The organism is Tenacibaculum aiptasiae, from assembly GCF_965221665.1.
Classification (GTDB): Bacteria; Bacteroidota; Bacteroidia; order Flavobacteriales; family Flavobacteriaceae; genus Polaribacter; species Polaribacter aiptasiae.
Genome location: NZ_CBDCSN010000003.1, coordinates 66,531 through 91,967, shown reverse-complemented (window position 1 = coordinate 91,967; position 25,437 = coordinate 66,531). Strand labels below are relative to the sequence as shown.

Below are 25,437 nucleotides of genomic sequence, written 5' to 3'. Positions count from 1 at the left end.
AATTACTTAAAAGAATGAAAAAACCTTTACTTCTACTCATATTTTTAATTTCAATATCAGTATATTCTCAAAAAGAAGCGAATTTCTGGTATTTTGGAAACAGGGCTGCTCTGGACTTTAATTCAGGAACACCTGTACCAGTAAGTAATAGTGAATTAAATACAACGGAAGGTTGTTCTTCTTTCTCAAATGATAAAGGTGAATTATTATTTTATGTAGGTGCTCCTAGTCCTAATGCACGAAATTTAACTATTTGGAATAGAGATAATGTTCCAATGCCTTTTTCGGACGTTACTAACGGAGGGCAAACCTTGAAAGGAGATTCATCTAGTTCTCAATCCGCTTTAACGGTACCCGCACCAAAAAAAGATGATATTTATTATCTCTTTACTGTTGGTGCTAGATTAGGCGCTGCTGGTGAAAATGGTTTTTGGTATTATACCGTAGACATGACCAAAGATGGTGGTTTTGGTGATATTGTTAATGGGCCTGTAGAATTACACGTTCCTGCTCTAAAAGATGAATGGAGTGAAAAGGTAACAGCTGTAAGAGGTGATGAATGTAATACCTTTTGGGTAATATCATTTGCGAGAGGTAATACTTTTTTCGCCTACAAAGTTGATGAAAATGGAGTTGATATAGCAAACCGAGTAATTTCTACTATTAATGGTTTATCTGTAAATGATCCAAGAGGTTACTTAAAAGTATCTCCCGATGGTACCAAACTTGCATTAGCTAATATGACTAGTGGAGCACATTTATTTAACTTTGATGATAAAACAGGTAGAGTTACTAACTATAATAATGAAGCAACTCCACAAGTAATAAGAACTAATTTTGAAAGTGTTTATGGTGTGGAATTTTCAACTTCTAGTAGAAGAATGTATGTATCTACGGGTGAATTTTCTAACTCTATAGAAAATTTATACCAATTCGATGTAACTAAAAGTACTATGACTGAAGTTAATAGTTCAAGATATACGGTACATTCTTATTTTAATGCAAGAGGAGCTTTACAATTAGGACCTGATAGTAAAATTTACTGGACAAGTCATTTAAGTAATAGAATTAGTGTTATAAATAAACCTGAAGAGTTAGGAGCAGCTTGTGATTACTCCCACTTATCTGTTGATTTAGGTGGTGCAGTAGCTACTCAAGGTCTACCTCCTTTTTTATCTTCTTTATTATTACCTATAGAAATAACGGACAATTCTACTGGTAAAGTTCTTAATAACACAACGGAACAAAATTGTATCGGAGAATCTTTAACCGTTGTCCCTGAAAGTATTACAGCACAACCAGGATCTACAATTAATTATGAATGGTATTTTAATAATGGTACCACTCCAATAGCCACAACAAGTAATTTAACATTACCTAGTTTAACACTTGCAAATGCTGGTGATTATAGATTAAGTGTTAGCTTAACAGATAATTGTGGAAACGCTACTACCTTAGAAGGAGTTTTTAAGCTAGAAGTATATCAACCTACATCAGCAACTAAACCAAATGATATTTTCTTTTGCGATGTAGATAATGATGGTTTTAACACTTTTGATTTACAAGCTTCTGTTACTCCACAGGTTTTAAATGGTCAGAGTAATACAATTTATGAGGTAAAATATTTTCTTTCTCAAGCTGATGCCAATGCAAATAGTAATGCAATAGCCAATCCTTATACAAACCCAACAGCGTTTAGTAACCAAACTATTTATGCTAGAATGCATAATATATTGGCTCCTGATGCTTGTTATGATACCGAATCTTTTCAATTAGTAGTTACCGGAAATCCAGTACCACAAACACCAGTAGATTATGAGGAATGTGATGATACTGCTAACGGTGGAGATACAGACGGTTTCTTTAATAATTTCTTATTGAATTCTAAAGACAATGAAATTCTTGGAACACTTCCACCTACTGTATATGAAGTTTCTTACCATACAACCTTAACTGGTGCTAATACAGATAAAAACACGGATGTTATTGACAAAAACAATCCGTATAGAAATATCAATGCAAATACTCAAACAATTTATGTAAGAGTAGAAAACAGAAACAATCCTGCTTGTAATGATACAACCAAATCATTTAACCTAGTTGTAAATCCATTACCTGTTGTTAACAACCCTGTAATTGTTAGACAATGTGATACCGATGCTGACTTAAACACAAGCCTCAACCTTACATTATCTCAAATGAATATTTCTGTTAATCATGCGAATGAAACTTTTAAGTACTACCCTACTCAAAATGATGCTATTAACGATACTGCAGAAATAACTAATATTACAGCACATCCTGTTACTAATGGAGATGTTATTTGGGTAAGAACCATTTCTAATAAAAATTGTTATCGTATTTCAAGAATAGAAATTATTGTAGGATTCTCTGCTGATGTTGCTTACAATACTCCTTTTGAAACTTGTGATGACTTTTTAGATGCTGATGGTAATGACAATGCTAACAATGATGACACTGATGGAATTACTACATTCAATATTAGTTCTGTTGTTAATGATGTTAAGGCTTTATTCCCTGCTGCAATACGTCCTAATTTAGATGTATTGATCTTTGAAACTATTGCCGATAGAGATGCCGTTTTAAATGCTATCCCTAATCTAACTAACTATAGAAATAAAAATGTTCCTGCTCAAACTCCACAGCCTTTATATATCAAGATTATAAATACTGTGAATAATGATTGTACTGGTATTGGTAGTTTTACTATTTGGGCACAGCAACCTCCAATTTCTAATAAACCTTTAGATTTTGAACTTTGCGACGATTTTGATAGTGGTGCTTTCGACGATGGAATAAATATTGGTATTAATTTAAGAGATAGAGTAAATACTATTTTAGGACCTACTCAAACAACAGGATTTACAGTAACTTTCCATACAAGTGCGGCTGATGCTAATACAGGAAACAATCCTATTCCTAACGATACAAATTATACTAATCAAACGAAAGATAGAGAAACAATCTATATAAGAGTGGTAAATAATACTACTGGTTGTTTTAATGACCATGTAACTTTCGATATTATCATTAACCCTCTTCCTACAATAGCCAATGCTATTCCTAACTTAGAAGTTTGTGATGTAGCTACTCCTAGTGATGGTGACCCTAGAAATAGATTAGCTCAAAACATTGATTTATCACAAAGAGATGCTGATATTTTAAATGGTAGAGATCCAAATTTATTTGAAGTTTCTTATCACAGAACACTACAGAATGCTATTGATGGTGTATTACCATTATCGAAAACTAATTATTCAAACGACCCTGCTACTACTAATTTTCCAGCTAATTTATTAGGTGATGATCCTGCTACAGAAATTATACATGTTAGTTTATTAAATAGAACTACTGGCTGTAGATATGGTATTGCAACATTACAATTAGTGATAATGCCTGAACCTAATATTCCTTTAAATATTGTTGATTATATTGATTGTGATAATGAATCAGATGCTAGCAATGATGATACTAACGGAATTAATGGTGATATTACACTTAAAAATAAAATTCCTCAAATTTTAGCTAATTACCCTGTGGCAGAACATAGTAATTATAATGTAACATTTCATAGTAGTTTAGCTGATGCTCAATCTGGTAATGCTCCTTTGGATGAAAACAAATATGAAAATACTGCTAACAATCAAACTATATATGTAAGAGTTGTAAATACTAAAACATCTTGTGTACATGATGATTTATCTTTCAACATTGTAATTAATCCATTACCTGCATTTACAGTAGATACTCCTGTAATTGTATGTTTAAATAATCCACAAACTAGATTAGAAGCTCTTAACCCTAATGCTACTTATAGCTATAAATGGACTTTAAAAGGAGATCCTAATGTACTAAGTACAGATGCATTTTTAGATGTTTTAAAAGGAGGAACATATATAGTAACTGCAACAATGCAAGATGGTACTGGGTGTACTAGAAGTAGAGAAATTGTAGTTAATGAATCTATCAATCCTACTTTAAATGATGATGACATAGTTATTGTTGATGATACTAACAATAACGGACTTGATACATATTCTATTAAAATAATCACTGAAAATCAAAACTTAGGTATTGGTGATTATGAATTTGCTATTGTTGATGAGCAAAATAATATGACTGGTTTTCAAGACGATCCTTTATTTAATAATATCTATGGTGGATTTTACAATGTTATTGTAAGAGATAAAAATGGTTGTAAACCTGATGCTCAATTAAAAGTATCTGTTATTGAATACCCTAAGTTTATCACTCCTAATGGTGATGGTACAAATGATACTTGGAAAATTAAAGGAGCAGATTCAAGCTTCTATCCTTCTAGTAATATTACTGTTGTAGATAGATACGGTAAAACTGTAGCTATTATCCCTATAGATAGTCAAGGATGGGATGGAACTTACAACGGAAAACAACTTCCTTCTAGTGATTACTGGTTTAAAATTCAACTTGTAGATAGAAAAGGAAAAATGCACCAACATCAAGGACACTTCTCTATCCTTAGAAAATAATTTTTAGTTCAGTTTTCTCTTTTTTTGTTACAATAAAAGTAGGGAAAACTGAATTTTAATTGTTTTATTTGTTACATACTTTTTTTTAAAATATGAAGTCAAAACTACCTCTTAGTATTATATTATTATTTATTGCTTCTTTTTCCCTAAAAGCACAAACAATAGATGTAAATATTGCCAGTCAAGCAGAAGCAGAATACACACCTGAAGACCTTATTGAAAAGGTTTTAATTAATAATAGCTGTGCTACAGTTACAAACATAACGTCATCCGTTTTTGGTACTCCAACAGATACACGAAATAAAAGTTATGGATACTTTAAGGCTAAACCTGGAAGTAGCTTTCCTTTTAAAGAAGGTATCGTTATTTCTACTGGTAAAGCTTTTTCTATAGGACAACCTGGTTCTACAAGTTTGGATGATGGAACTACAGGAAACAATGATGCTGATTTAGGAGCTTCTTTAGGAGAACCTAATTTACTTGATGCTAGTGTAATCGAATTTGACTTTGTCCCTAAATCTGACGAAATAAGCTTTCGTTATTTAATGGCATCGGAAGAGTATCAAAACAATTATCCTTGTAGCTATGCAGATGGTTTTGCTTTCTTATTAAGAGAATCTGGAACAACTACATATACTAATATCGCTGTACTACCTGGTACAACGACACCTGTTAGTGTTACTAATGTACACGGTCCAATTAGTGGTGCTACTGGTTGTGCCGCTGCCAATCCTACTTATTTTGCAGGAAACAATTTGGGAGATACCAATTTTGATGGTAGAACTACAATTTTAACCGCTAAATCAAAAGTAAAACCTAATGTTACTTACCATATAAAATTAGTAATTGCTGATAATAGAGACAATAGACTTGACTCAGCTGTATTTTTAGAAAAAGGAAGTTTTAACTTAGGATTAAATTTAGGAACAGATTTTCTAGCAGCTACTAACACTTCAGTTTGTGGAACAGAAAAATTATTATCTTCAAACATTACTGCAGATTCGTATCAATGGCTTAAAGATGATGTTATAATTCCTGGAGCTACTAATAAAGATTATTTAGCTAATTTAGGTAATGGAAAATATACCTGTAAAATTACAACTGGTACTTGTAATGATGAAGATGATGTTACTCTAGAATTTTCTACTCCTCCAGTAAATAATACTGCTATTACTCCTCTTTTAACTTGTAGTAATAGCCTAACAACTAATATAGACTTAACAGCTAAAACAAATGAAATTTTAGCAGGTCAAAGTAATACCACATTTGAAGTATTATTTTTCTCAGATTCAGCATACACAACACAAATAACTACTCCTGCTACTCATGTAAACAATACTGCTGATGATACTATTTATGTAAGAATAAGAAATAGAGGAGCAATAAATTGTTTTGTTGATTCTTCATTTAAATCACAAATATTTGGAGTACCTATTCCGCAAACACCAGTAGATTATGAGGAATGTGATGATACTGCTAATGGCGGAGATACAGACGGTTTCTTTAATAATTTCTTATTGAATTCTAAAGATAATGAAATTCTTGGAACACTATCTCCAGCTACTTATGAAGTTTCTTATCATACAACCTTAACTGGTGCTAATACTGATAAAAATACGGATGTTATTGATAAAAACAATCCGTATAGAAATATCAATGCAAATACTCAAACAATTTATGTAAGAGTAGAAAACAGAAACAATCCTGCTTGTAATGATACAACCAAATCATTTAACCTAGTTGTAAATCCATTACCTGTTGTTAACAACCCTGTAATTGTTAGACAATGTGATACCGATGCTGACTTAAACACAAGCCTCAACCTTACATTATCTCAAATGAATATTTCTGCTAATCATGCGAACGAAACTTTTAAGTACTACCCTACTCAAAATGATGCTATTAACGATACTGCAGAAATAACTAATATTACAGCACATCCTGTTACTAATGGAAATGTTATTTGGGTAAGAACCATTTCTAATAAAAATTGTTATCGTATTTCAAGAATAGAAATTATTGTAGGATTCTCTGCTGATGTTGCTTACAATACTCCTTTTGAAACTTGTGATGACTTTTTAGATGCTGATGGTAATGACAATGCTAACAATGATGACACTGATGGAATTACTACATTCAATATTAGTTCTGTTGTTAATGATGTTAAGGCTTTATTCCCTGCTGCAATACGTCCTAATTTAGATGTATTGATCTTTGAAACTATTGCCGATAGAGATGCCGTTTTAAATGCTATCCCTAATCTAACTAACTATAGAAATAAAAATGTTCCTGCTCAAACTCCACAGCCTTTATACATCAAAATTATAAATACTGTGAATAATGATTGTACTGGTATTGGTAGTTTTACTATTTGGGCACAACAACCTCCAATTTCTAATAAACCTTTAGATTTTGAACTTTGCGACGACTTTAATAGTGGTGCTATTGATGATGGATTCAATACTAATATTAATTTAAGAGATAGAGTTAATACTATTTTAGGACCTACTCAAACAACAGGATTTACAGTAACTTTCCATACAAGTGCGGCTGATGCTAATACAGGAAATAATCCTATCCCTAACGATACAAATTATACTAATCAAACGAAAGATAGAGAAACAATCTATGTTAGAGTGGTAAATAATACTACTGGTTGTTTTAATGACCACGTAACTTTCGATATTATCATTAATCCTCTTCCTACAATAGCCAATGCTATTCCTAACTTAGAAGTTTGTGATGTAGCTACTCCTAGTGATGGTGACCCTAGAAATAGATTAGCTCAAAACATTGATTTATCACAAAGAGATGCTGATATTTTAAATGGTAGAGATCCAAATTTATTTGAAGTTTCTTATCACAGAACACTACAGAATGCTATTGATGGTGTGTTACCATTATCGAAAACTAATTATTCAAACGATCCTACTACTACTAATTTTCCAGCTAATTTACTAAGTGATGATCCTGCTACAGAAATTATACATGTTAGTTTATTAAATAGAACTACTGGCTGTAGATATGGTATTGCAACATTACAATTAGTGATAATGCCTGAACCTAATATCCCTTTAAATATTGTTGATTATATTGATTGTGATAATGAATCAGATGCTAGCAATGATGATACTAACGGAATTAATGGTGATATTACACTTAAAAATAAAATTCCTCAAATTTTAGCTAATTACCCTGTGGCAGAACATAGTAATTATAATGTAACATTTCATAGTAGTTTAGCTGATGCTCAATCTGGTAATGCTCCTTTGGATGAAAACAAATATGAAAATACTGCTAACAATCAAACTATATATGTAAGAGTTGTAAATACTAAAACATCTTGTGTACATGATGATTTATCTTTCAACATTGTAATTAATCCATTACCTGCATTTACAGTAGATACTCCTGTAATTGTATGTTTAAATAATCCACAAACTAGATTAGAAGCTCTTAACCCTAATGCTACTTATAGCTATAAATGGACTTTAAAAGGAGATCCTAATGTACTAAGTACAGATGCATTTTTAGATGTTTTAAAAGGAGGAACATATATAGTAACTGCAACAATGCAAGATGGTACTGGGTGTACTAGAAGTAGAGAAATTGTAGTTAATGAATCTATCAATCCTACTTTAAATGATGATGACATAGTTATTGTTGATGATACTAACAATAACGGACTTGATACATATTCTATTAAAATAATCACTGAAAATCAAAACTTAGGTATTGGTGATTATGAATTTGCTATTGTTGATGAGCAAAATAATATGGCTGGTTTTCAAGACGATCCTTTATTTAATAATATCTATGGTGGATTTTACAATGTTATTGTAAGAGATAAAAATGGTTGTAAACCTGATGCTCAATTAAAAGTATCTGTTATTGAATACCCTAAGTTTATCACTCCTAATGGTGATGGTACAAATGATACTTGGAAAATTAAAGGAGCAGATTCAAGCTTCTATCCTTCTAGTAATATTACTGTTGTAGATAGATACGGTAAAACTGTAGCTATTATCCCTATAGATAGTCAAGGATGGGATGGAACTTACAACGGAAAACAACTTCCTTCTAGTGATTACTGGTTTAAAATTCAACTTGTAGATAGAAAAGGAAAAATGCACCAACATCAAGGACACTTCTCTGTTTTAAGAAAATAATTATAGCAAACAAAAAGCCCGTTACTAAAGTAACGGGCTTTTTTATTTAAAATCAAACAAACAACTAACAGACAGTAAATTAGGGAAAAAACCTAGGTACTAAATTTTCTTTTTTAACTAACTTTGTATTTAGCTACAAACTATTAAAATGAAGAAAGTAATTATCACTTTTTTCCTCCTCACCTCTCTAATAACATCTGCACAAAAAGAAGCTAACATATGGTATTTCGGAAGAAATGCGGGAATTGATTTTAGTGCGGGAGCCCCAACTGCGCTTAACAATGGCCAGTTAAATACTTTTGAAGGTTGTTCAACTATTTCAGATAAAGATGGGAACTTACTATTTTATTCAGACGGTAGTACAGTTTGGGATAGAACTCATAATATTATGCCGAACGGAACTAACCTCTTAGGAAATAGCTCTAGTACACAATCAGCTTTGATTGTTCCCAATCCAACAATAAATAACATTTATTATCTCTTTACTGTCGATGCACAAGAAAGTAATATGCATGGAGTCAATTACTCTATAGTTGACATGAATTTAAATGGTGGTAATGGAGATATTACAACCAAAAATGTTCCGCTAGTTAATACATCTATAGAAAAAATAACAGCTGTTATAGGTAAAAGTTGTGATGCTATTTGGGTAATAACAGCTGATACTACAAACTTTTATGCATACGAAGTTACCACTGCAGGAGTTAACACTACTCCTGTTCAATCAAGCCTCATAAGTCCTTTGGCTTTGATGTTGAGTAGAGGCTATCTAAAAGCTTCACCAGATGGAACTAAATTAGCAATGGCAGCGGCTGAGTCTGGATCATTTATATATGATTTAGATACTAATACAGGAATAATTACTAATGGAAGACATCTTGATTTAGATTTTAATGATGGATACGGAGTTGAGTTTTCAATATCTGGAAATAAATTATATATAGCCACAGGTATTTCTTCAAATGGTGGAACTGCAAACCTTTATCAATTTGATACATCTACCTCAGATATCAATACTATTAATAATTCAAGAGGTACTCCTTTTTACACTTATCAAGGGTCAAGAGGAGCATTACAAATTGGCCCTAACGGTAAAATTTATCATGCAGTAAATAGACAAAATTTTTTAGGTGTTATTAACTCTCCTGAAAATCCTAAAAACTCGATAAACTATATTCATAATGGAGTAAATCTTAATGGTAGAGAATCATCACAAGGACTTCCTCCATTTATCCAATCTTATTTTTTACCTACAACTATTTTAAATGCCGAAAATGATCTTGTGATTAGTAATGAAAAACAGTTTTTTTGTTCAGGAAGAGATTATGATTTAAAAGCTGGTAGAATAGAACCTGGGGCAACATACACTTGGGTAAAAAATGGAAATATTATAGGTACAGATTCTATATTAACAACAAATGATATAAACTTTGGCCCCGGAATATATGAACTCACTATTGAATTAAATGATGCTTGTAATACAACTTTAACTGCTGATGCTGATATTGAGTTTGTACCGCAACCAACTGTAGTTGCCATACCAGATTTTGAAAAATGTGATACAGATTCAGATCCTTCAGATCAAAGAACCACATTTGATTTAACTACAAAAGAAGGAGAATTAACAAATAATGCCACTAATGTTAGCGTAGATTTTTTTGATCAAGCAGATATCAACTTCTTAAATCCATTACCAAAAACTAATTATATCAACACTACTAATCCTGAAACAATTGTTGTTCGAGTTAGTTTTAACTCTTCCAATAATAATAACTGTTTTGCTACAGGAACATTAACACTAAGGGTTTTAAGTTCTAATTTTACTAATAACTTAACCGATGTTTATGTTTGTGAAACTGACCTCAATGCCAACAACCCAAATGCTACAAATAGTCAAGGTTCAGGAAATGGGTTTTATGATTTTTCAAAAAAAATAGATGAAATAACGTCACAAAACCCTGCAATTTCACTTAACACTCATACTATTAATTTTTATAGAAGACTAGATGATGCAAATAATAATACAAATGCTATAATAGCTCCTTATGAGGATGATTTATTTACCAACAATTCAGATCTCTATGTAAGAATCACACCAAGATCTACATCTTCTTGTTTTACTATTACTAGCTTTAAAATTTTTATAGAACCCTTACCAGTACCAAGAGGTAATCCTAACCCCATTCTTTTATGTATTAATTCACCTAATGAAACTTTACCAGCAGCAACTGTAGATTTAGATGCTTCAACAGGAAATATTTTAGATAGCTATCAGTGGTATAAAAATGGAGAACTCATTCCAAATGCAACAAATTCAATTTATAAAGCTTCAGATGCAGGTACTTATAAAGTAGAAGCACTTACAAATAATTCATTAACAGAAAATCCTTGTGTAGGGTATAATACTTTTACTGTTACAATATCTAGCAAAGCGTTAATTGTAAACATAATTCCTATAGATGATACTTTAAATGATAACAGTATAACAATAACTGTTGAGGGAAATGGCGATTATGAATATGCTTTAAATAATTCTAATGTTTTCAATAGCGGAATTGATAACTTTACTTATACTTTTTCAAATTTAAATATAGGTATATATACAATAAGAATAAGAGACAAAAATGGATGTGGAATTACAATCTCTGATGAAATTCCTATCATTTTTTTTCAAAAACACTGTACACCAAATCAAGATGGTATCTATGATACTTGGAAGATATTGGGTGTTGATAATGACTTTTTCCAATCTGTATCAGTTAATATTTATGATCGCTATGGAAAAAGGGTTGCTGTAATACCTAGCAAAAACCATAAAGGTTGGGGAGGTATTTATAATGGTAAACAACTTCCTTCAACTGATTATTGGTATCATGCTACTTTAGTTGATAAATATGGTAAAGTTCGGGTAAAAAAGAGTCATTTTGCTTTATTAAGACTATAAATCATTTTGATTATGTCATTAATAATTATATGTTTTTTATATTTACAGTTATAAAAATGAACTATTTAGCTATGAAGAAATTACTTTTTATTCTTTTTCCTCTAATCTGTTTCTCCCAAAATGAGACAAATAATTGGGTTTTTGGAAAAAATAGTATTGTAAATTTTAATTCTTTTACTCCCAATACTCTATTCACTAGTGGTATGAACTCTGAAAACAGTGTTTCATGTATTTCAGACCATCAAGGAAATTTAGTGTTGTATACAAATGGTTTTACACTTTGGAATAAAAATCATTTAATTGTAAAAGATGGAATAGCTTTTTATGGGGAAATATTAGTACCACAATCATCTATCATTGTACCAGATCCTGGTAATACTAACGTTTATTACATATTTACAGCCAAATCTGTTGTAAGTGCTTTTCCTCCAGGTGTTCCTGAGCCTCCTATTTTACCTGGGCTGTATTATTCAAAAATAGATATTTCATTAAACGGTGGTCAAGGTGGTATTGTAGAAAAAAACATAAAAATTCATGATCAACCTTCTGCTAAATTAACTGCAGTACATCATAGTGACGGAAAATCCATTTGGGTAGCAATAACAAGTAAAGAAAAAGACACTGATACTGAGTTTTCATTTTTAACTTATAAAGTAACAGAAACTGGAGTTGATTCTACTCCTATTGTGTCCTCTACCAAGCTTTACACAGGAGGTATTGAAGGTACTATGAAGTTTTCACCTGATGGAAAAAGAATAATTGTTAGTAATATAGGAGGACAACTTGCAACATTTGATTTTGATGCTTCAACTGGAGCTTTATCCAATTGGTTACCTTTACTTACAACAAAAATTTTCTTCAACAATGTTTATGTAAATAGTTTAGCTTTTTCTAATGATTCAAATTTCCTATATACAATTACTGTAGATTTAGATTCAAATGAAACATTAATAAACCAATATGACTTATTGAATTCAAACCCGGAAGAAAAAATTGTAACTATTCATAGAGAAGGTTTTAAAGGAAAAAGCAGTCTTCAACTTGCTATAGATGGAAAAATTTATAAAACACAAACTGACGGTATTAGTAATGGTAATAATTTAGATGTGATTACAAAACCTAACAAATTAGGTAATGAAAGTAATTTTATAAAAAATCAAGTATTAATGACTGATAGGGTTAAACAATATTTCCCAAATTTTATACAGTCTTATTTTAGAACACGAATTTTAAACGAAAAAGGCTGTGTAAATCAACCTATAGATTTTGAAGTTGATACCTATGCCCCAATTACAGCTGCATCTTGGGATTTTGGTGATGGAAATACATCGAATGATATTTCTCCTAGTTATGCTTTTTCAAGTGCTGGTACTTTTAATGTAAAAGTTACCATCACTGTTAATAATAGACAGATAACAACAGCAAAAGATATTGTAATTCATCCAAATCCAATACTAATTCCTAATCAAAAATTAGTTCAATGTGATGTAAACAACGATGGAATTGACTACTTCAATTTAAATACAATTACAGATAAAATTTCACAACCTAATAGCGATTTAACTTTTTACTTTTATGAAACACAAACTGATGCTGAACAGGATACTAATAAAATTCTAACTCCTGAGAGTTATCAAAATAAAATGAACCCGCAAATCATATATGTTAGAGCTGTAAATAAAAACGATTGCTATACCATTGAAAATTTCACTATTGAATCTTCTTTTGTTAATATTCCAGCAATAGCCCCAATGATTGTTTGTGAAGATTCTGATGGTATTGTAAATAATAATGAGGGACAATTTGATATCAAAACTAAAAAAGAAGATATCAGAAATCAATTAGGTTTATCTAGTTCATTAAATTTAGACTTATACCCTACTCTGATAGACGCTCAAACTACAACTAATAAATTTGATGATATTATTACATCTAGCTCTACTACAGCATGGCTAAGAATAGATAATGCGATTGGTTGTGGAGGTATAAAATCAATAGATTTAATAGTTAATTCTACTCCTCAAATCAATCTACAAGATGAATATACATTATGTGTAGATCCTAAAAAACACCCTCCAATAACGTTAACAGCTGATACTACTAATGATAAATTTGAATGGAAAGATGCTAATAATAATATTCTTTCAACAAATCAAACTTATACATTAGACAGAGTAGGTCAATTTACATTAACTGTATATAAAACTGAAAATGGTATTGAATGTTCAAACTCAAAAGATTTTACAGTTGTCAATCCTAAAAAACCAATTATAAAAAACTTAGAAATTAATACTGAAAACAATCTTAACAACTTTGTTAGTATAGAAATCGAAGGAACGAGTACTTATGAATATTCTCTTGATGGGATAAACTATCTTGGGAATAGTATTAATTATACATTTAATAATGTAACCCCAGGAATTAAAACAATATATATAAGAGATTTTAATAGTTGTGAGCCTTCAATTCAACGTGAAATATCTATCATAGGATTTCCTAAATTTTTAACACCAAATAGTGATGGAAAAAATGATGTTTGGCTTGTTTATGGAGCTACTAGTAATTTCTTTAAAACTATAGATATAACAATATTTAATAGGTTTGGAAAGGTACTATATAGAATGAACAACAATAATGCTCAATTAGGATGGGAAGGTACATTTAATGGAAAAATATTACCTTCTGATGGCTATTGGTATAAAGCAAAACTTATTGACCACAAGGATAAAGTTATTGAAAAAACAGGAAACATAAGCCTTATGAGAAAATAGCGTAAAACTATTCGTATTTTTGCTCTATGAACTTTCAATTGCACTCTGAATTTAAGCCTACGGGAGACCAACCTTCTGCCATAAAACAACTAGTAAACGGAATTGTATCAGATGAAAAATACCAAACTCTGTTAGGTGTTACTGGATCTGGTAAAACTTTCTCTGTTGCAAATGTAATTGCAGAGGTCAATAGACCTACTTTAGTTTTGGCTCATAACAAAACTTTAGCCGCTCAATTATATTCAGAGTTCAAACAGTTTTTCCCTAACAATGCTGTTGAGTATTTTGTTTCATACTATGATTACTATCAGCCTGAAGCATATATTCCAGTTACAGGAACTTATATTGAAAAAGATTTATCTATTAATGATGAAATAGAACGTCTACGAATCAGTACCTCCTCTTCCTTATTGTCAGGTCGTAGAGATGTATTAGTAGTAGCTTCAGTATCTTGTTTATATGGTATTGGAAACCCAAATGAGTTTAAGAAAAATGTAATTCCAATTAAGGTTGATCAACAAATATCAAGAACAAAGTTTTTACACCTTTTGGTAACCAGTTTATATGCTCGTACAGAAGTAGAAATCAAAAGCGGTACATTTAAAGTAAAAGGAGATGTAGTAACTATTTACCCATCTTATGGAGATAGTGGTTATCGAGTTCATTTTTTTGGAGATGAAATTGAAGAAATTGAAACTTTTGATATAGAAACAAATCAAATAGTTGATAAACTAGATGAACTAACAATATATCCTGCCAATCTATTTGTTACATCGCCAGATATATTACAAAATGCCATACATAAAATTCAAGAAGATATGGTAAAGCAGGTGGATTATTTTAAAGAAATAGGCAAACACTTAGAGGCAAAAAGATTACAAGAGAGAACAGAGTTTGACTTAGAAATGATTCGCGAATTAGGTTATTGCTCTGGAATAGAAAATTACTCTCGCTATTTAGACGGAAGAGATCCAGGAACTCGCCCTTTCTGTTTACTAGATTATTTCCCAGATGACTATTTAATGGTAATAGATGAAAGTCATGTTACTATTCCGCAAACACATGCCATGTACGGCGGGGATAGAAGTAGAAAAGAAAATTTAGTGGAGTATGGTTTTAGATTACCAGCCGCTATGGACAATCGTCCATTAAAATTTGATGAATTCGAATTACTTCAAAACCAAGTAATTTATGTATCAGCAACTCCAGCAGATTATGAATTAGAGAAAACAGAAGGTGTTTTTGTAGAACAAGTAATTAGACCTACAGGATTGTTAGACCCAGTAATTGAAATCCGCCCTAGTTTGAATCAAATTGATGATTTAATTGAAGAAATTCAAATTCGTGTAGAAAAAGATGAAAGAACATTGGTTACAACTTTAACCAAACGAATGGCGGAAGAATTAGCAAAATATTTAACTAGAATACAAGTACGTTGTCGATATATTCATTCAGATGTAGATACTTTAGAGCGTGTTCAAATAATGCAAGACTTACGTAAAGGTTTATTTGATGTACTTATTGGAGTAAATTTACTACGTGAAGGATTAGATTTACCAGAGGTTTCCTTAGTTGCCATATTAGACGCAGATAAAGAAGGCTTTTTACGTTCACATAGGTCACTTACACAAACTATTGGTAGAGCAGCTCGTAATGTAAATGGAGTGGCTATAATGTATGCTGATAAAATTACTAATAGTATGCAACGTACTATTGACGAAACGAATCGAAGAAGAGAGAAACAAATTAACTACAATACAGCTAACGGGATTACTCCAACTCAAATTAATAAGAAAATTGACGATACTTTATCTAAAGATACAGTAACCTCCTATCATTATGATAATGTTGCTCAAAAAGCAGCTGAACAGGATTTAGAGTTTTTGCCTAAAGAAGAAATAGAAAAACGTATCCGTGCAAAACGTAAACAAATGGAAGAAGCTGCCAAAGCATTAGATTTCATGGTAGCCGCTCAATTACGTGATGAAATTGCTGTTTTAAAAGAAAACTTATAAAATACTTTTCAAAGAGTTTACTTTTTTGTTAGTTTTGCAGTCTTATAAATTAATTGCTAATTAACACATAAAACTTTATGAAAATCAAGTTCATGATGGTTGTCCTGTTTTTAACAGGACTAAATGCTATTGCCCAAACAAAATACCAAAAAGGGTATATCATCACAAATGATAACATAAAAAAGGAATGTTATATTAAAAATGAAGACTGGATTAACACTCCTTATGAATTTAAGTATAAAAACACTTTAAACTCTGAGTATAAAGAAGGAACTATTAAAAACATCAAAGAATTTGGAATACCTAATATTTTAAAGTACACTCGATTTAATGTAAATATTGATCAATCAGTTTCTTCAGTTGAAAGATTGAGCACCACCAGACAATCTGAATTCGTTAAAAAAACATTGTTTTTAAAAACACTTGTGGAGGGAAAAGTAAACTTATTAGTATTTCAAAATAATGATTTTACCCGTTTTTTTTATGAAAAGGATAACCAAATAAAACAATTAGAATATAAACTATATAAAGATTCTAAAAATCGTATAGGGAAAAATTTAAATTATTTAAAACAACTAAGAGAAGAACTTCCTTGTAAAAAAGCAAATAATAAAAACCTTGAATACAAAGAAAAATCTTTAGTTAAGTATTTCATAACTTATAATTTATGTGACCCTAACTCCCTATCTCCTGAGATAAAAAACATTAACTATGTTGTCAATAACAAAGGAAAATCTAAATTCAATTTATATGCAAGGCTAGGATTAAATTATTCTAAACTTCAACTTTATGTTTCTAGAAATTTCCAAAACATAAGTCAAGATATTAGTTTTGATTCAAAACCTATATATGCACCAGGATTTGAATTAGAATACGTAATGCCTTTTAACAACAATAAATGGAGTTTATTTATAGATCCTTCATATCAATCATATAAATCAGAAATAACAGATACATTTCCTTCACATCCATCATTTAATAGAACTACTAGCGTAGATTATAAATCTATAGAATTACCTATTGGAGTTAGACACTATCTATTTTTAAACAATCAAAAAAAGCATAAATTGTTTTTTGATCTTGGTATAAATGTAGATGTTCCTTTTAGCTCTTTAGTAACAGAAAAATTCAATTTCTCTAATGATGTAAATATTTCCGATGTTTCTTTTACTCTTAAACCTAATCTTTTCTTAGGCTTTGGATATACGATGAACGAAAAGTATAAAGTAGAATTTAGATACAATACACCTAGAAATTTAGAATTATTAAATCATATGAATAACAATACAATTTATTATTCAAAATCTAATTATGATACCTTTTCTTTTATAATTAGTTATAATTTCCTTTAGTTAAAAAGAATAATATAATTGTACAAAAAAACCTGAACTTTCGTTCAGGTTTTTCTTATTTAACTAGAATTAATTTATTCGATTGATTAAGCTCCTAAAACTTCTTGAACTTTATCAGCTGCTTCTTGGAACTCAGTAGCTGAGATAATTTCCATTCCGCTATTATCAATTAATTCTTTTGCTTCTTTTGCATTTGTTCCTTGTAAACGGCAAATAATAGGCACATTAATTTTGTCTCCCATATTCTTGTAAGCATCTACAACACCTTGAGCAACACGATCACAACGAACGATCCCACCGAAGATATTTACTAAGATAGCTTTTACGTTTGGATCTTTTAAAATAATTCCAAAAGCAGTTTCAACACGTTGAGCATCTGCAGTACCTCCAACATCTAAAAAGTTAGCTGGATCACCACCTGCTTGCTTAATTAAATCCATGGTTCCCATTGCTAAACCAGCTCCGTTAACCATACATCCAACGTTTCCATCTAAATCTACATAATTTAAACCTGCAGCTTTAGCTTCAACTTCAATTGGGTTTTCCTCACGAATATCACGCATTGCTGCATAATCTTTATGACGATATAAAGCGTTTTCATCTAAAGTTACTTTAGCATCAACAGCCATAATCTTATCATCAGATGTTTTTAACACCGGGTTAATTTCAAACATTGCTGAATCAGACTTAATATATGCTGTATATAAAGCTGTAACAAACTTCACCATTTCTTTTAAAGCCGCACCGCTTAAGCCTAAGTTAAAAGCAATCTTACGAGCTTGGAAAGGCATTAATCCAGTTGCAGGATCAATCTCTTCAGTAAAAATTAAATGAGGAGTTTCTTCTGCTACAGTTTCAATATCCATACCACCCTCTGTAGAATACATAATCATATTTCTACCAGTAGCACGATTTAATAAAACCGACATATAAAATTCATTCGGTTCGCTATCACCAGGATAATAAACATCCTCAGCAATTAAAACTTGGTTTACTAATTTACCTTCCGCTGAAGTTTGAGGAGTAATTAACATCATTCCTAAAATATCATTAGAAATACTTTTTACCTCATCTAAGTTTTTAGCTAACTTAACTCCACCACCTTTTCCACGACCACCTGCGTGTACTTGTGCTTTAATTACGTGCCAACCAGTTCCAGTTTCTTCAGTTAATTTTTTTGCTGCTTCAACAGCTTCTTCTGGTGTATTTGCAACAATCCCGCGTTGAATACGAACGCCAAAACTGCTTAATATTTCTTTACCTTGATATTCGTGTAAGTTCATTAGATATGAATTTTTAAAAGTCGAACAAAAATACAAATTCAAATGATATTACGTTACATTTTACCCTTTAATTTGAAGTATTTCGTGTGATATTCTTAGAATTATACTTTCACATATCTTTAACGTTTAAAATGTAACGTTAACTTTTTTAACATGTCTTTACTCTAATTAACATGATTTTATGATTTGGTTCATGAAATCATAAATAATTTAGCTAATCCTTATTACTCTATCAATCAACTATGTATAAAATCGCGACATTAATAAGCGCTATTCTTTTTATTTCTAATGGGATATATGCTCAAGAAGTCAACAAAAACAGAAAAAAAATTAACGCCACACGTGTTGATTCTCCTCCCAAAATAGATGGTATTTTAGATGATAATGCATGGAAAAATACTCCTATTGCTAAAGATTTTGTAATGATGCGACCTAATAATGGAGAAGCTGAACCAAATACACACAAAACTGAAGTTAAATTGGTGTATGACGATGAAGCTATTTACGTTAGTGCTGTAATGTATGCTCCAGATCCTTCTAAAATACCTGCTGAGTTTAACAATAGAGATCGAATTGGGAACTCAGATTTTTTTATGATGCTAATTAATCCAAATGACGATGGACAAAATCCTAATATGTTTGTGGTTACAGCATCTGGAGTACAAGCCGATTCAAAAGTTTCTACCAATAATGAAGACTTTAATTGGAATGCTGTTTGGGATAGTGCCATAAAAATGAATGAGGACAATTGGTCTGTAGAAATGAAAATACCATACAGAGCATTACGTTTTGCTAACAGACCTATACAATCTTGGGGTTTTAATTTTCATAGAGATGTAAAAAATCTAAATGCTCGTTATACTTGGAATCATATAGACAATACTCAAGGAAACTGGACACAATATGATGGTTTGGTTGAAAATTTTAAAGATATAACGCCCCCTACTCGATTAAGTTTTTATCCTTATGCTTCTACTACGGTAACTTCATTTGATGGTGATACAGATTTTGATTGGAGTGTGGGTATGGATGTAAAATATGGAATTACAGAAAACTTCACCTTAGATGCTACTTTAATTCCAGATTTTGGTCAAACTGCTTTTGATAATGTAACATTAAACCTAGGTCCTTTTGAACAACAGTTTAGCGAACAACGTCAATTTTTTACTGAAGGAACAGAATTATTTACAAAGGGACGATTATTTTATTCTAGAAGAATTGGGGGAAATCCAATAGATCAGTTTTCTGGTGAAAGGAATTTAATTGATGACGAAGATTTTACAAATGGTAGAAAGGTTAATGAAGAAATTACTGATTACCCAGATGTAAAAATGTTAAATGCTATAAAAATATCTGGAAGAACTAAAAAAGGTTTAGGAATTGGTTTTTTTAATGCGATAACAGACAAAACTGAAGCTACCATCACTAAAACAGAACAAATAATTAATGGAACAGAAACCTTAAAAAATGTTAGTAGCTACAAAACGGTTACAAGCCCATTAACAAACTATAATATTATTGTATTCGATCAACAGTTTAATCAAAATTCTTCAGTAACATTAATTAATACTAATGTTACTCGTGATGGAAGATTTAGGGATGCTAATGCTACTGGATTATTATGGCATGTTGAAGATAAAGGTAGTAACTACAATATAGACGGTTCATTTAAAATGACAAACATCACTGATGATGTAGATAACCCTAATACTGGATATTCATTTGATACTAGTATTGGAAAACAGTCTGGAAACTGGAGAGGTGAAATCGGTTATAATTTCGAAAACAAAGATTACAACCCTAATGATTTAGGTATTTTATTCAGTAATAATAGACAAAGAATCTATGGTTTTTTAGGATATCGATTATTAAAACCTAAAGGAATTTTTAATAATTATGGAGTAAATTTCTATTATAATGTTAACTTTTTGCATAACCCAGGAACGTATACTGGCACTAATGGAGGCTTATCTTTTTGGTCTCAAACAAGAAGTCGTTTTGGTTTTGGGGGGAATTTAAATTTCAGTACCGAATCAAAAGACTTTTTCGAACCAAGACAAGGAACACAAAGTGGTATCTTTTTTAACAGACCTCAAAGATTGAATGTTAACCATTGGGGCTCTACAGATTATCGAAAAAAGTTTGCTATTGACTATAGCTGGTACTATACTTTCTTTAGAAATAACCCAAGAGAAGGATATGGCTTTAGAGTTTCACCAAGATACCGTTTTAACAACCAGTTCTCACTAATCTATGGTTTTAGATTTAACAAATCCAATAGCGATCAAGGTTATGTAACTACTTTAGATAATGATGATATTATTTTTGGGCAAAGAGATCAATCTTCTTACAATAATTCTCTTTCTGGAAAATATAGCTTTAGCACCAAATCATCCTTATCATTAACATTCCGTCATAATTGGAGTAAAGTTCCATATCAAGATCAATTCTATAAACTAAATACTAATAATGGTTTGTTAGAAGCCAATCCTTATTCTGATAACCATGATGTTAATTTTAACAGCTGGAATTTAGACCTTAATTATGTATGGCAATTTGCTCCAGGTAGTCAACTAATAGCTTTTTACAGAAATTCTATTTCAAATTTCAATGATAATGCCAATCAAACCTTCTTTAACAATTTAGATAGTTTATTTGATGAGGCTAACAGACATACATTCTCTGTTCGATTGGTTTATTTTATCGATTATAACAATCTTAAAAATATATTATAATAGGGTTTATTATATATAAGTTGAAATAAGGTAAGCTTTAAAGTTTATCTTATTTCTTTTTTATACTTTCGTTACATTGAATTCAGGATTATGATTATTACTAAAAACATCCATAAACATTATGGTAATGTTGAAATTTTAAAAGGTGTAAACCTTCATATAAAAAAAGGAGAAATTGTTGCTATTGTTGGTCCTTCTGGAGCTGGAAAAACAACCTTGCTTCAAATCTTAGGTACTTTAGATAAACCTCTAAAAGAACAAGATTATGACCTTTTAGTTGATAATGTATCTATTAAAGATTTAAATGATAACGAAATATCTTCTTTTAGAAATAAAAATATTGGTTTTGTTTTTCAATCACATCAATTACTTCCTGAATTTACTGCCTTAGAAAATGTGTGCATACCAGCATATATTGGAGGTAAATCAAAATTAGCTACTGAAAAAAGAGCCAAAGAACTATTAGAGTTTTTAGGATTATCACATAGAGAAAATCACAAACCTAGTCAACTATCAGGTGGAGAACAACAAAGAGTTGCTGTAGCTAGAGCTTTAATAAATGAACCTTCTGTTATTTTTGCAGATGAACCTTCTGGTAATTTAGATTCGAATTCAGCTAAAAAATTACACGAACTTTTCTTTGAACTTAGAGATAAATTTGGGCAAACGTTTGTATTAGTTACCCACAATAAAGAACTAGCACAAATGGCTGATCGAACTTTAACCATGAAAGACGGAATTATAATTAGTTAGTGTAACAAATTCATGTTTTAAGCTACTTATTAGCAAATCAACTAACATGATAGAAACATTTAACGAACTAATTGCTTTTTTAAAAAATCCTGTATTAGAAAAAGATCTTAATCAGAATAGCACATATCGATTAAAGAAATTCTTACACATACTTATTATAAGTATATTAACTGGAGCAGCTTTATCTCCTCTTTTTGTATTAATAGAACATTTAGGTTGGGTAGATATGAATAATCATGCTATGGAACAACTAATGAAAAGTTTGTCTAAAGTTCAAATTTTCCTCTTTGCTGTAGTTGCTGCACCTTTGTTAGAGGAATCCATTTTTAGAGCTCCTATAACCTTATTTCGAGGAGGAAAAATATTTAAAATAGCTTTTTATGTGTTTGCAGTTGCTTTTGGTTTAATTCACTTAAGCAATTTTCCTATAACAAACAATGTACTTATCCTCGCTCCTATCTTGGTAGCTCCTCAAATAATTTTAGGAGGCTATTTAGGTTTTATTAGAGTTCGTTTTGGATTAATTTGGAGTATTCTTTTACATGCTACTTACAATGCTTTTTTTGTTTTTATTAGTTTTGCGGGAGATTCAATATAAAAAATGAAAAAAGTAGAACTTAAAGAATTCTTAGACGAAAAAGTTTTAAAATATAATAATCTAGACTTTATTGAAAGTGATCCAATTCAAATTCCGCATCGATTTAGCTTAAAAGAAGACATAGAAATCATTGGTTTTTTAGTAGCAACGATAGCTTGGGGAAATCGTAAAATGATTATTAAAAATGCTTCAAGAATGACTGAATTACTAGGGAATTCTCCTTACGATTTTGTCATGAATCACACCGAAGAACATCTGGAAAATTTTGATGGCTTTGTTCACCGTACTTTTAATGCTGAAGACTTTAAATTTTTCATCAAATCTTTAAAAAACATCTATCAAAATCACAATGGATTAGAAGCTGTTTTATCAACTAAAGAAAATGATAATTATAAACTAGCCATTCATAATTTCAAGCAAATATTTTTTGAAATTCCGTATTTAGATAGAACACTCAAACATGTTTCTGATCCTTTAAAAAATTCAGCTTCTAAAAGAATTAACATGTTCTTACGTTGGATGGTTCGTGACAACAAAACTGGAGTAGATTTTGGTATATGGAAAACACATTCCCCAGCTCACTTACATTGCCCTTTAGATGTACATTCTGGTAACGTTGCTCGTAAACTTGGTATTTTAAAAAGAAAACAAAACGACTGGAAAGCTTTGGTTGAATTGGATACAACCTTACGAAAATTTGACAAAAATGATCCAGTTAAATATGACTTTGCATTGTTTGGATTAGGTGTTTTTGAGAAGTTTTAATACTTTTAACTCTCATAACTAACTATACTATGAAAAAATTTATCTTTTTATTCGCTTTATCATTTTCAATTATTGCAATTGCACAAGACAATAGAGTACCTATTGACTCTACTGTAACTACAACCAATTCAGTTGTTATTAAAGGTAAAAGAATTCAGTATAAGGCTCAAACAGGTACGCAACCAGTATATGATAAAAATGGAGTTATAAAAGCAACTCTTTTTTATACTTATTATAAAAGAACCGATGTAAATAATAGTGAAAAAAGACCACTAATCATGTCTTTTAATGGTGGACCTGGTTCTGCCTCTGTTTGGATGCATATTGCTTATACTGGACCTAAAATTTTAAAAATTGATGATGAAGGAAACCCTATACAACCTTATGGTATCAAAGACAATCCCTATTCAATATTAGATGTAGCTGATATTGTTTTTGTAAATCCAGTAAACACAGCTTATTCTAGACCTATAGTAAAGGAGAAAAAGAAGTTAGATAAAAAATACTTTTTTGGTGTAAATGCAGATGCTAAATATTTAGCAGGTTGGTTAAATACTTTTATAACAAGGAATAACAGATGGAACTCTCCTAAATATATTATTGGTGAAAGTTATGGTGGTACACGTGTAATGCAGTTAGCTTATGAATTACAAAATAGCCAATGGATGTATTTAAACGGAGTAATTATGGTTTCTCCAGCAGATTATCAACTATTAAGAAACAAAAACTCTGAGGATTACGCTATTAACTTCCCTTATTTTACTGCAGCTGCATGGTATCACAAAATGTTACCGCAAAAATTACAACAGCAAGATTTATTAGATATTTTACCAGAATCTGAAAGTTTTGCAATTAATAAATTACTTCCAGCTTTAGCAAAAGGTGGTTATGTATCTAAAGAAGAAAAAGAAGCTGTGGCTGAAAAAATGGCGTATTATTCTGGAATTAAAAAAGAGGTAATACTTAGACATAACTTGGAAGTTCCAAATAGTTATTTCTGGAAAGAATTACTAAGAGATACCTCTGGAAAAACTATAGGTCGTTTAGATAGCAGATATTTAGGTATTGACAGAAGAGAAACTGGTAGTTCTCCAGATTATAGTCCAGAATTAGTTTCTTGGTTACATTCATTTACTCCAGCAATTAACTACTACATTCAAAATGTTTTAAAGTTTAAGACAGATGTAAAATATAATATGTTTGGTTCTGTGCATCCTTGGGATTTCAGTAACAATAATGCTAGAGAAAACTTACGTAAATCAATGGCTCAAAATCCATATTTAAACGTATTAGTACAATCAGGTTATTATGATGGTGCTACCACTTATTCTGCTGCTAAATATACAATGGGGAAAATAGACCCAAGTGGTAAATTTAAAAATCGTTTAAGTTTTAAAGGATATAGAAGCGGTCATATGATGTACCTTAGAAAAGAAGACTTAGAAAAAGCAAATGACGATTTACGTGACTTTATAAAAAAGAGTTCAGAAAATATTGGTCCAGCAAAATATTAAAAGATAGTT

The 25,437-nt window shown here is 30.8% G+C and carries 12 protein-coding genes; 11 read left to right on the top strand and 1 reads right to left on the bottom strand.

Annotation, left to right across the window (positions count from 1 at the left end):
* Nucleotides 1-14: 14 nt before the first annotated feature.
* The 6 genes from ACOQN8_RS12115 to ACOQN8_RS12090 all read left to right on the top strand — a co-directional run bounded on the left by ACOQN8_RS12115 (nucleotide 15) and on the right by ACOQN8_RS12090 (nucleotide 17,780).
* Nucleotides 15-4,529, top strand: coding sequence for a T9SS type B sorting domain-containing protein (locus ACOQN8_RS12115; protein WP_420552878.1), 4,515 nt, complete (start codon nucleotides 15-17; stop codon nucleotides 4,527-4,529).
* Between the two features lie 92 nt (nucleotides 4,530-4,621).
* The gene (locus tag ACOQN8_RS12110) at nucleotides 4,622-8,698 is read left to right on the top strand and encodes a choice-of-anchor L domain-containing protein (protein WP_420552877.1); all 4,077 of its coding nucleotides are present in this window, start codon (nucleotides 4,622-4,624) and stop codon (nucleotides 8,696-8,698) included.
* Between the two features lie 148 nt (nucleotides 8,699-8,846).
* Nucleotides 8,847-11,642, top strand: coding sequence for a T9SS type B sorting domain-containing protein (locus ACOQN8_RS12105; RefSeq protein ID WP_420552876.1), 2,796 nt, complete (start codon nucleotides 8,847-8,849; stop codon nucleotides 11,640-11,642).
* A gap of 71 nt (nucleotides 11,643-11,713) precedes the next feature.
* Complete coding sequence (locus tag ACOQN8_RS12100; RefSeq protein WP_420552875.1) at nucleotides 11,714-14,413, top strand: T9SS type B sorting domain-containing protein; 2,700 nt, start codon at nucleotides 11,714-11,716, stop codon at nucleotides 14,411-14,413.
* A 26-nt stretch (nucleotides 14,414-14,439) separates the two neighbouring features.
* A complete protein-coding gene (uvrB, locus tag ACOQN8_RS12095) occupies nucleotides 14,440-16,428 on the top strand; it encodes an excinuclease ABC subunit UvrB (RefSeq protein ID WP_420552874.1) in 1,989 nt (662 codons plus the stop codon).
* Nucleotides 16,429-16,505: 77 nt separating this feature from the next.
* Nucleotides 16,506-17,780: an outer membrane beta-barrel protein gene (locus ACOQN8_RS12090; protein WP_420552873.1), complete on the top strand. Its 1,275-nt coding sequence runs from the start codon at nucleotides 16,506-16,508 to the stop codon at nucleotides 17,778-17,780.
* 86 nt (nucleotides 17,781-17,866) lie between these two features.
* On the opposite strand, the gene sucC is transcribed toward ACOQN8_RS12090, so the two are convergent.
* Entirely contained in the window at nucleotides 17,867-19,063 is a 1,197-nt protein-coding gene (sucC, locus tag ACOQN8_RS12085) for an ADP-forming succinate--CoA ligase subunit beta (protein ID WP_150901211.1), read from the bottom strand.
* Between the two features lie 242 nt (nucleotides 19,064-19,305).
* Between sucC and ACOQN8_RS12080 the strand changes: the two genes are divergently transcribed.
* The 5 genes from ACOQN8_RS12080 to ACOQN8_RS12060 all read left to right on the top strand — a co-directional run bounded on the left by ACOQN8_RS12080 (nucleotide 19,306) and on the right by ACOQN8_RS12060 (nucleotide 25,428).
* The gene (locus ACOQN8_RS12080) at nucleotides 19,306-21,798 is read left to right on the top strand and encodes a DUF5916 domain-containing protein (RefSeq protein ID WP_420552872.1); all 2,493 of its coding nucleotides are present in this window, start codon (nucleotides 19,306-19,308) and stop codon (nucleotides 21,796-21,798) included.
* A 90-nt stretch (nucleotides 21,799-21,888) separates the two neighbouring features.
* Nucleotides 21,889-22,551 carry an ABC transporter ATP-binding protein gene (locus ACOQN8_RS12075; RefSeq protein ID WP_420552871.1) on the top strand — a complete coding sequence of 221 codons (663 nt, stop codon included), beginning with the start codon at nucleotides 21,889-21,891 and terminating at the stop codon, nucleotides 22,549-22,551.
* A 46-nt stretch (nucleotides 22,552-22,597) separates the two neighbouring features.
* Entirely contained in the window at nucleotides 22,598-23,149 is a 552-nt protein-coding gene (locus tag ACOQN8_RS12070; protein ID WP_420552870.1) for a CPBP family intramembrane glutamic endopeptidase, read from the top strand.
* A 3-nt stretch (nucleotides 23,150-23,152) separates the two neighbouring features.
* Nucleotides 23,153-23,914: a TIGR02757 family protein gene (locus ACOQN8_RS12065; protein ID WP_420552869.1), complete on the top strand. Its 762-nt coding sequence runs from the start codon at nucleotides 23,153-23,155 to the stop codon at nucleotides 23,912-23,914.
* 29 nt (nucleotides 23,915-23,943) lie between these two features.
* Nucleotides 23,944-25,428, top strand: a complete 1,485-nt coding sequence (locus tag ACOQN8_RS12060) for a S10 family peptidase (protein WP_420552868.1) — start codon at nucleotides 23,944-23,946, stop codon at nucleotides 25,426-25,428.
* Nucleotides 25,429-25,437 lie beyond the last annotated feature (9 nt).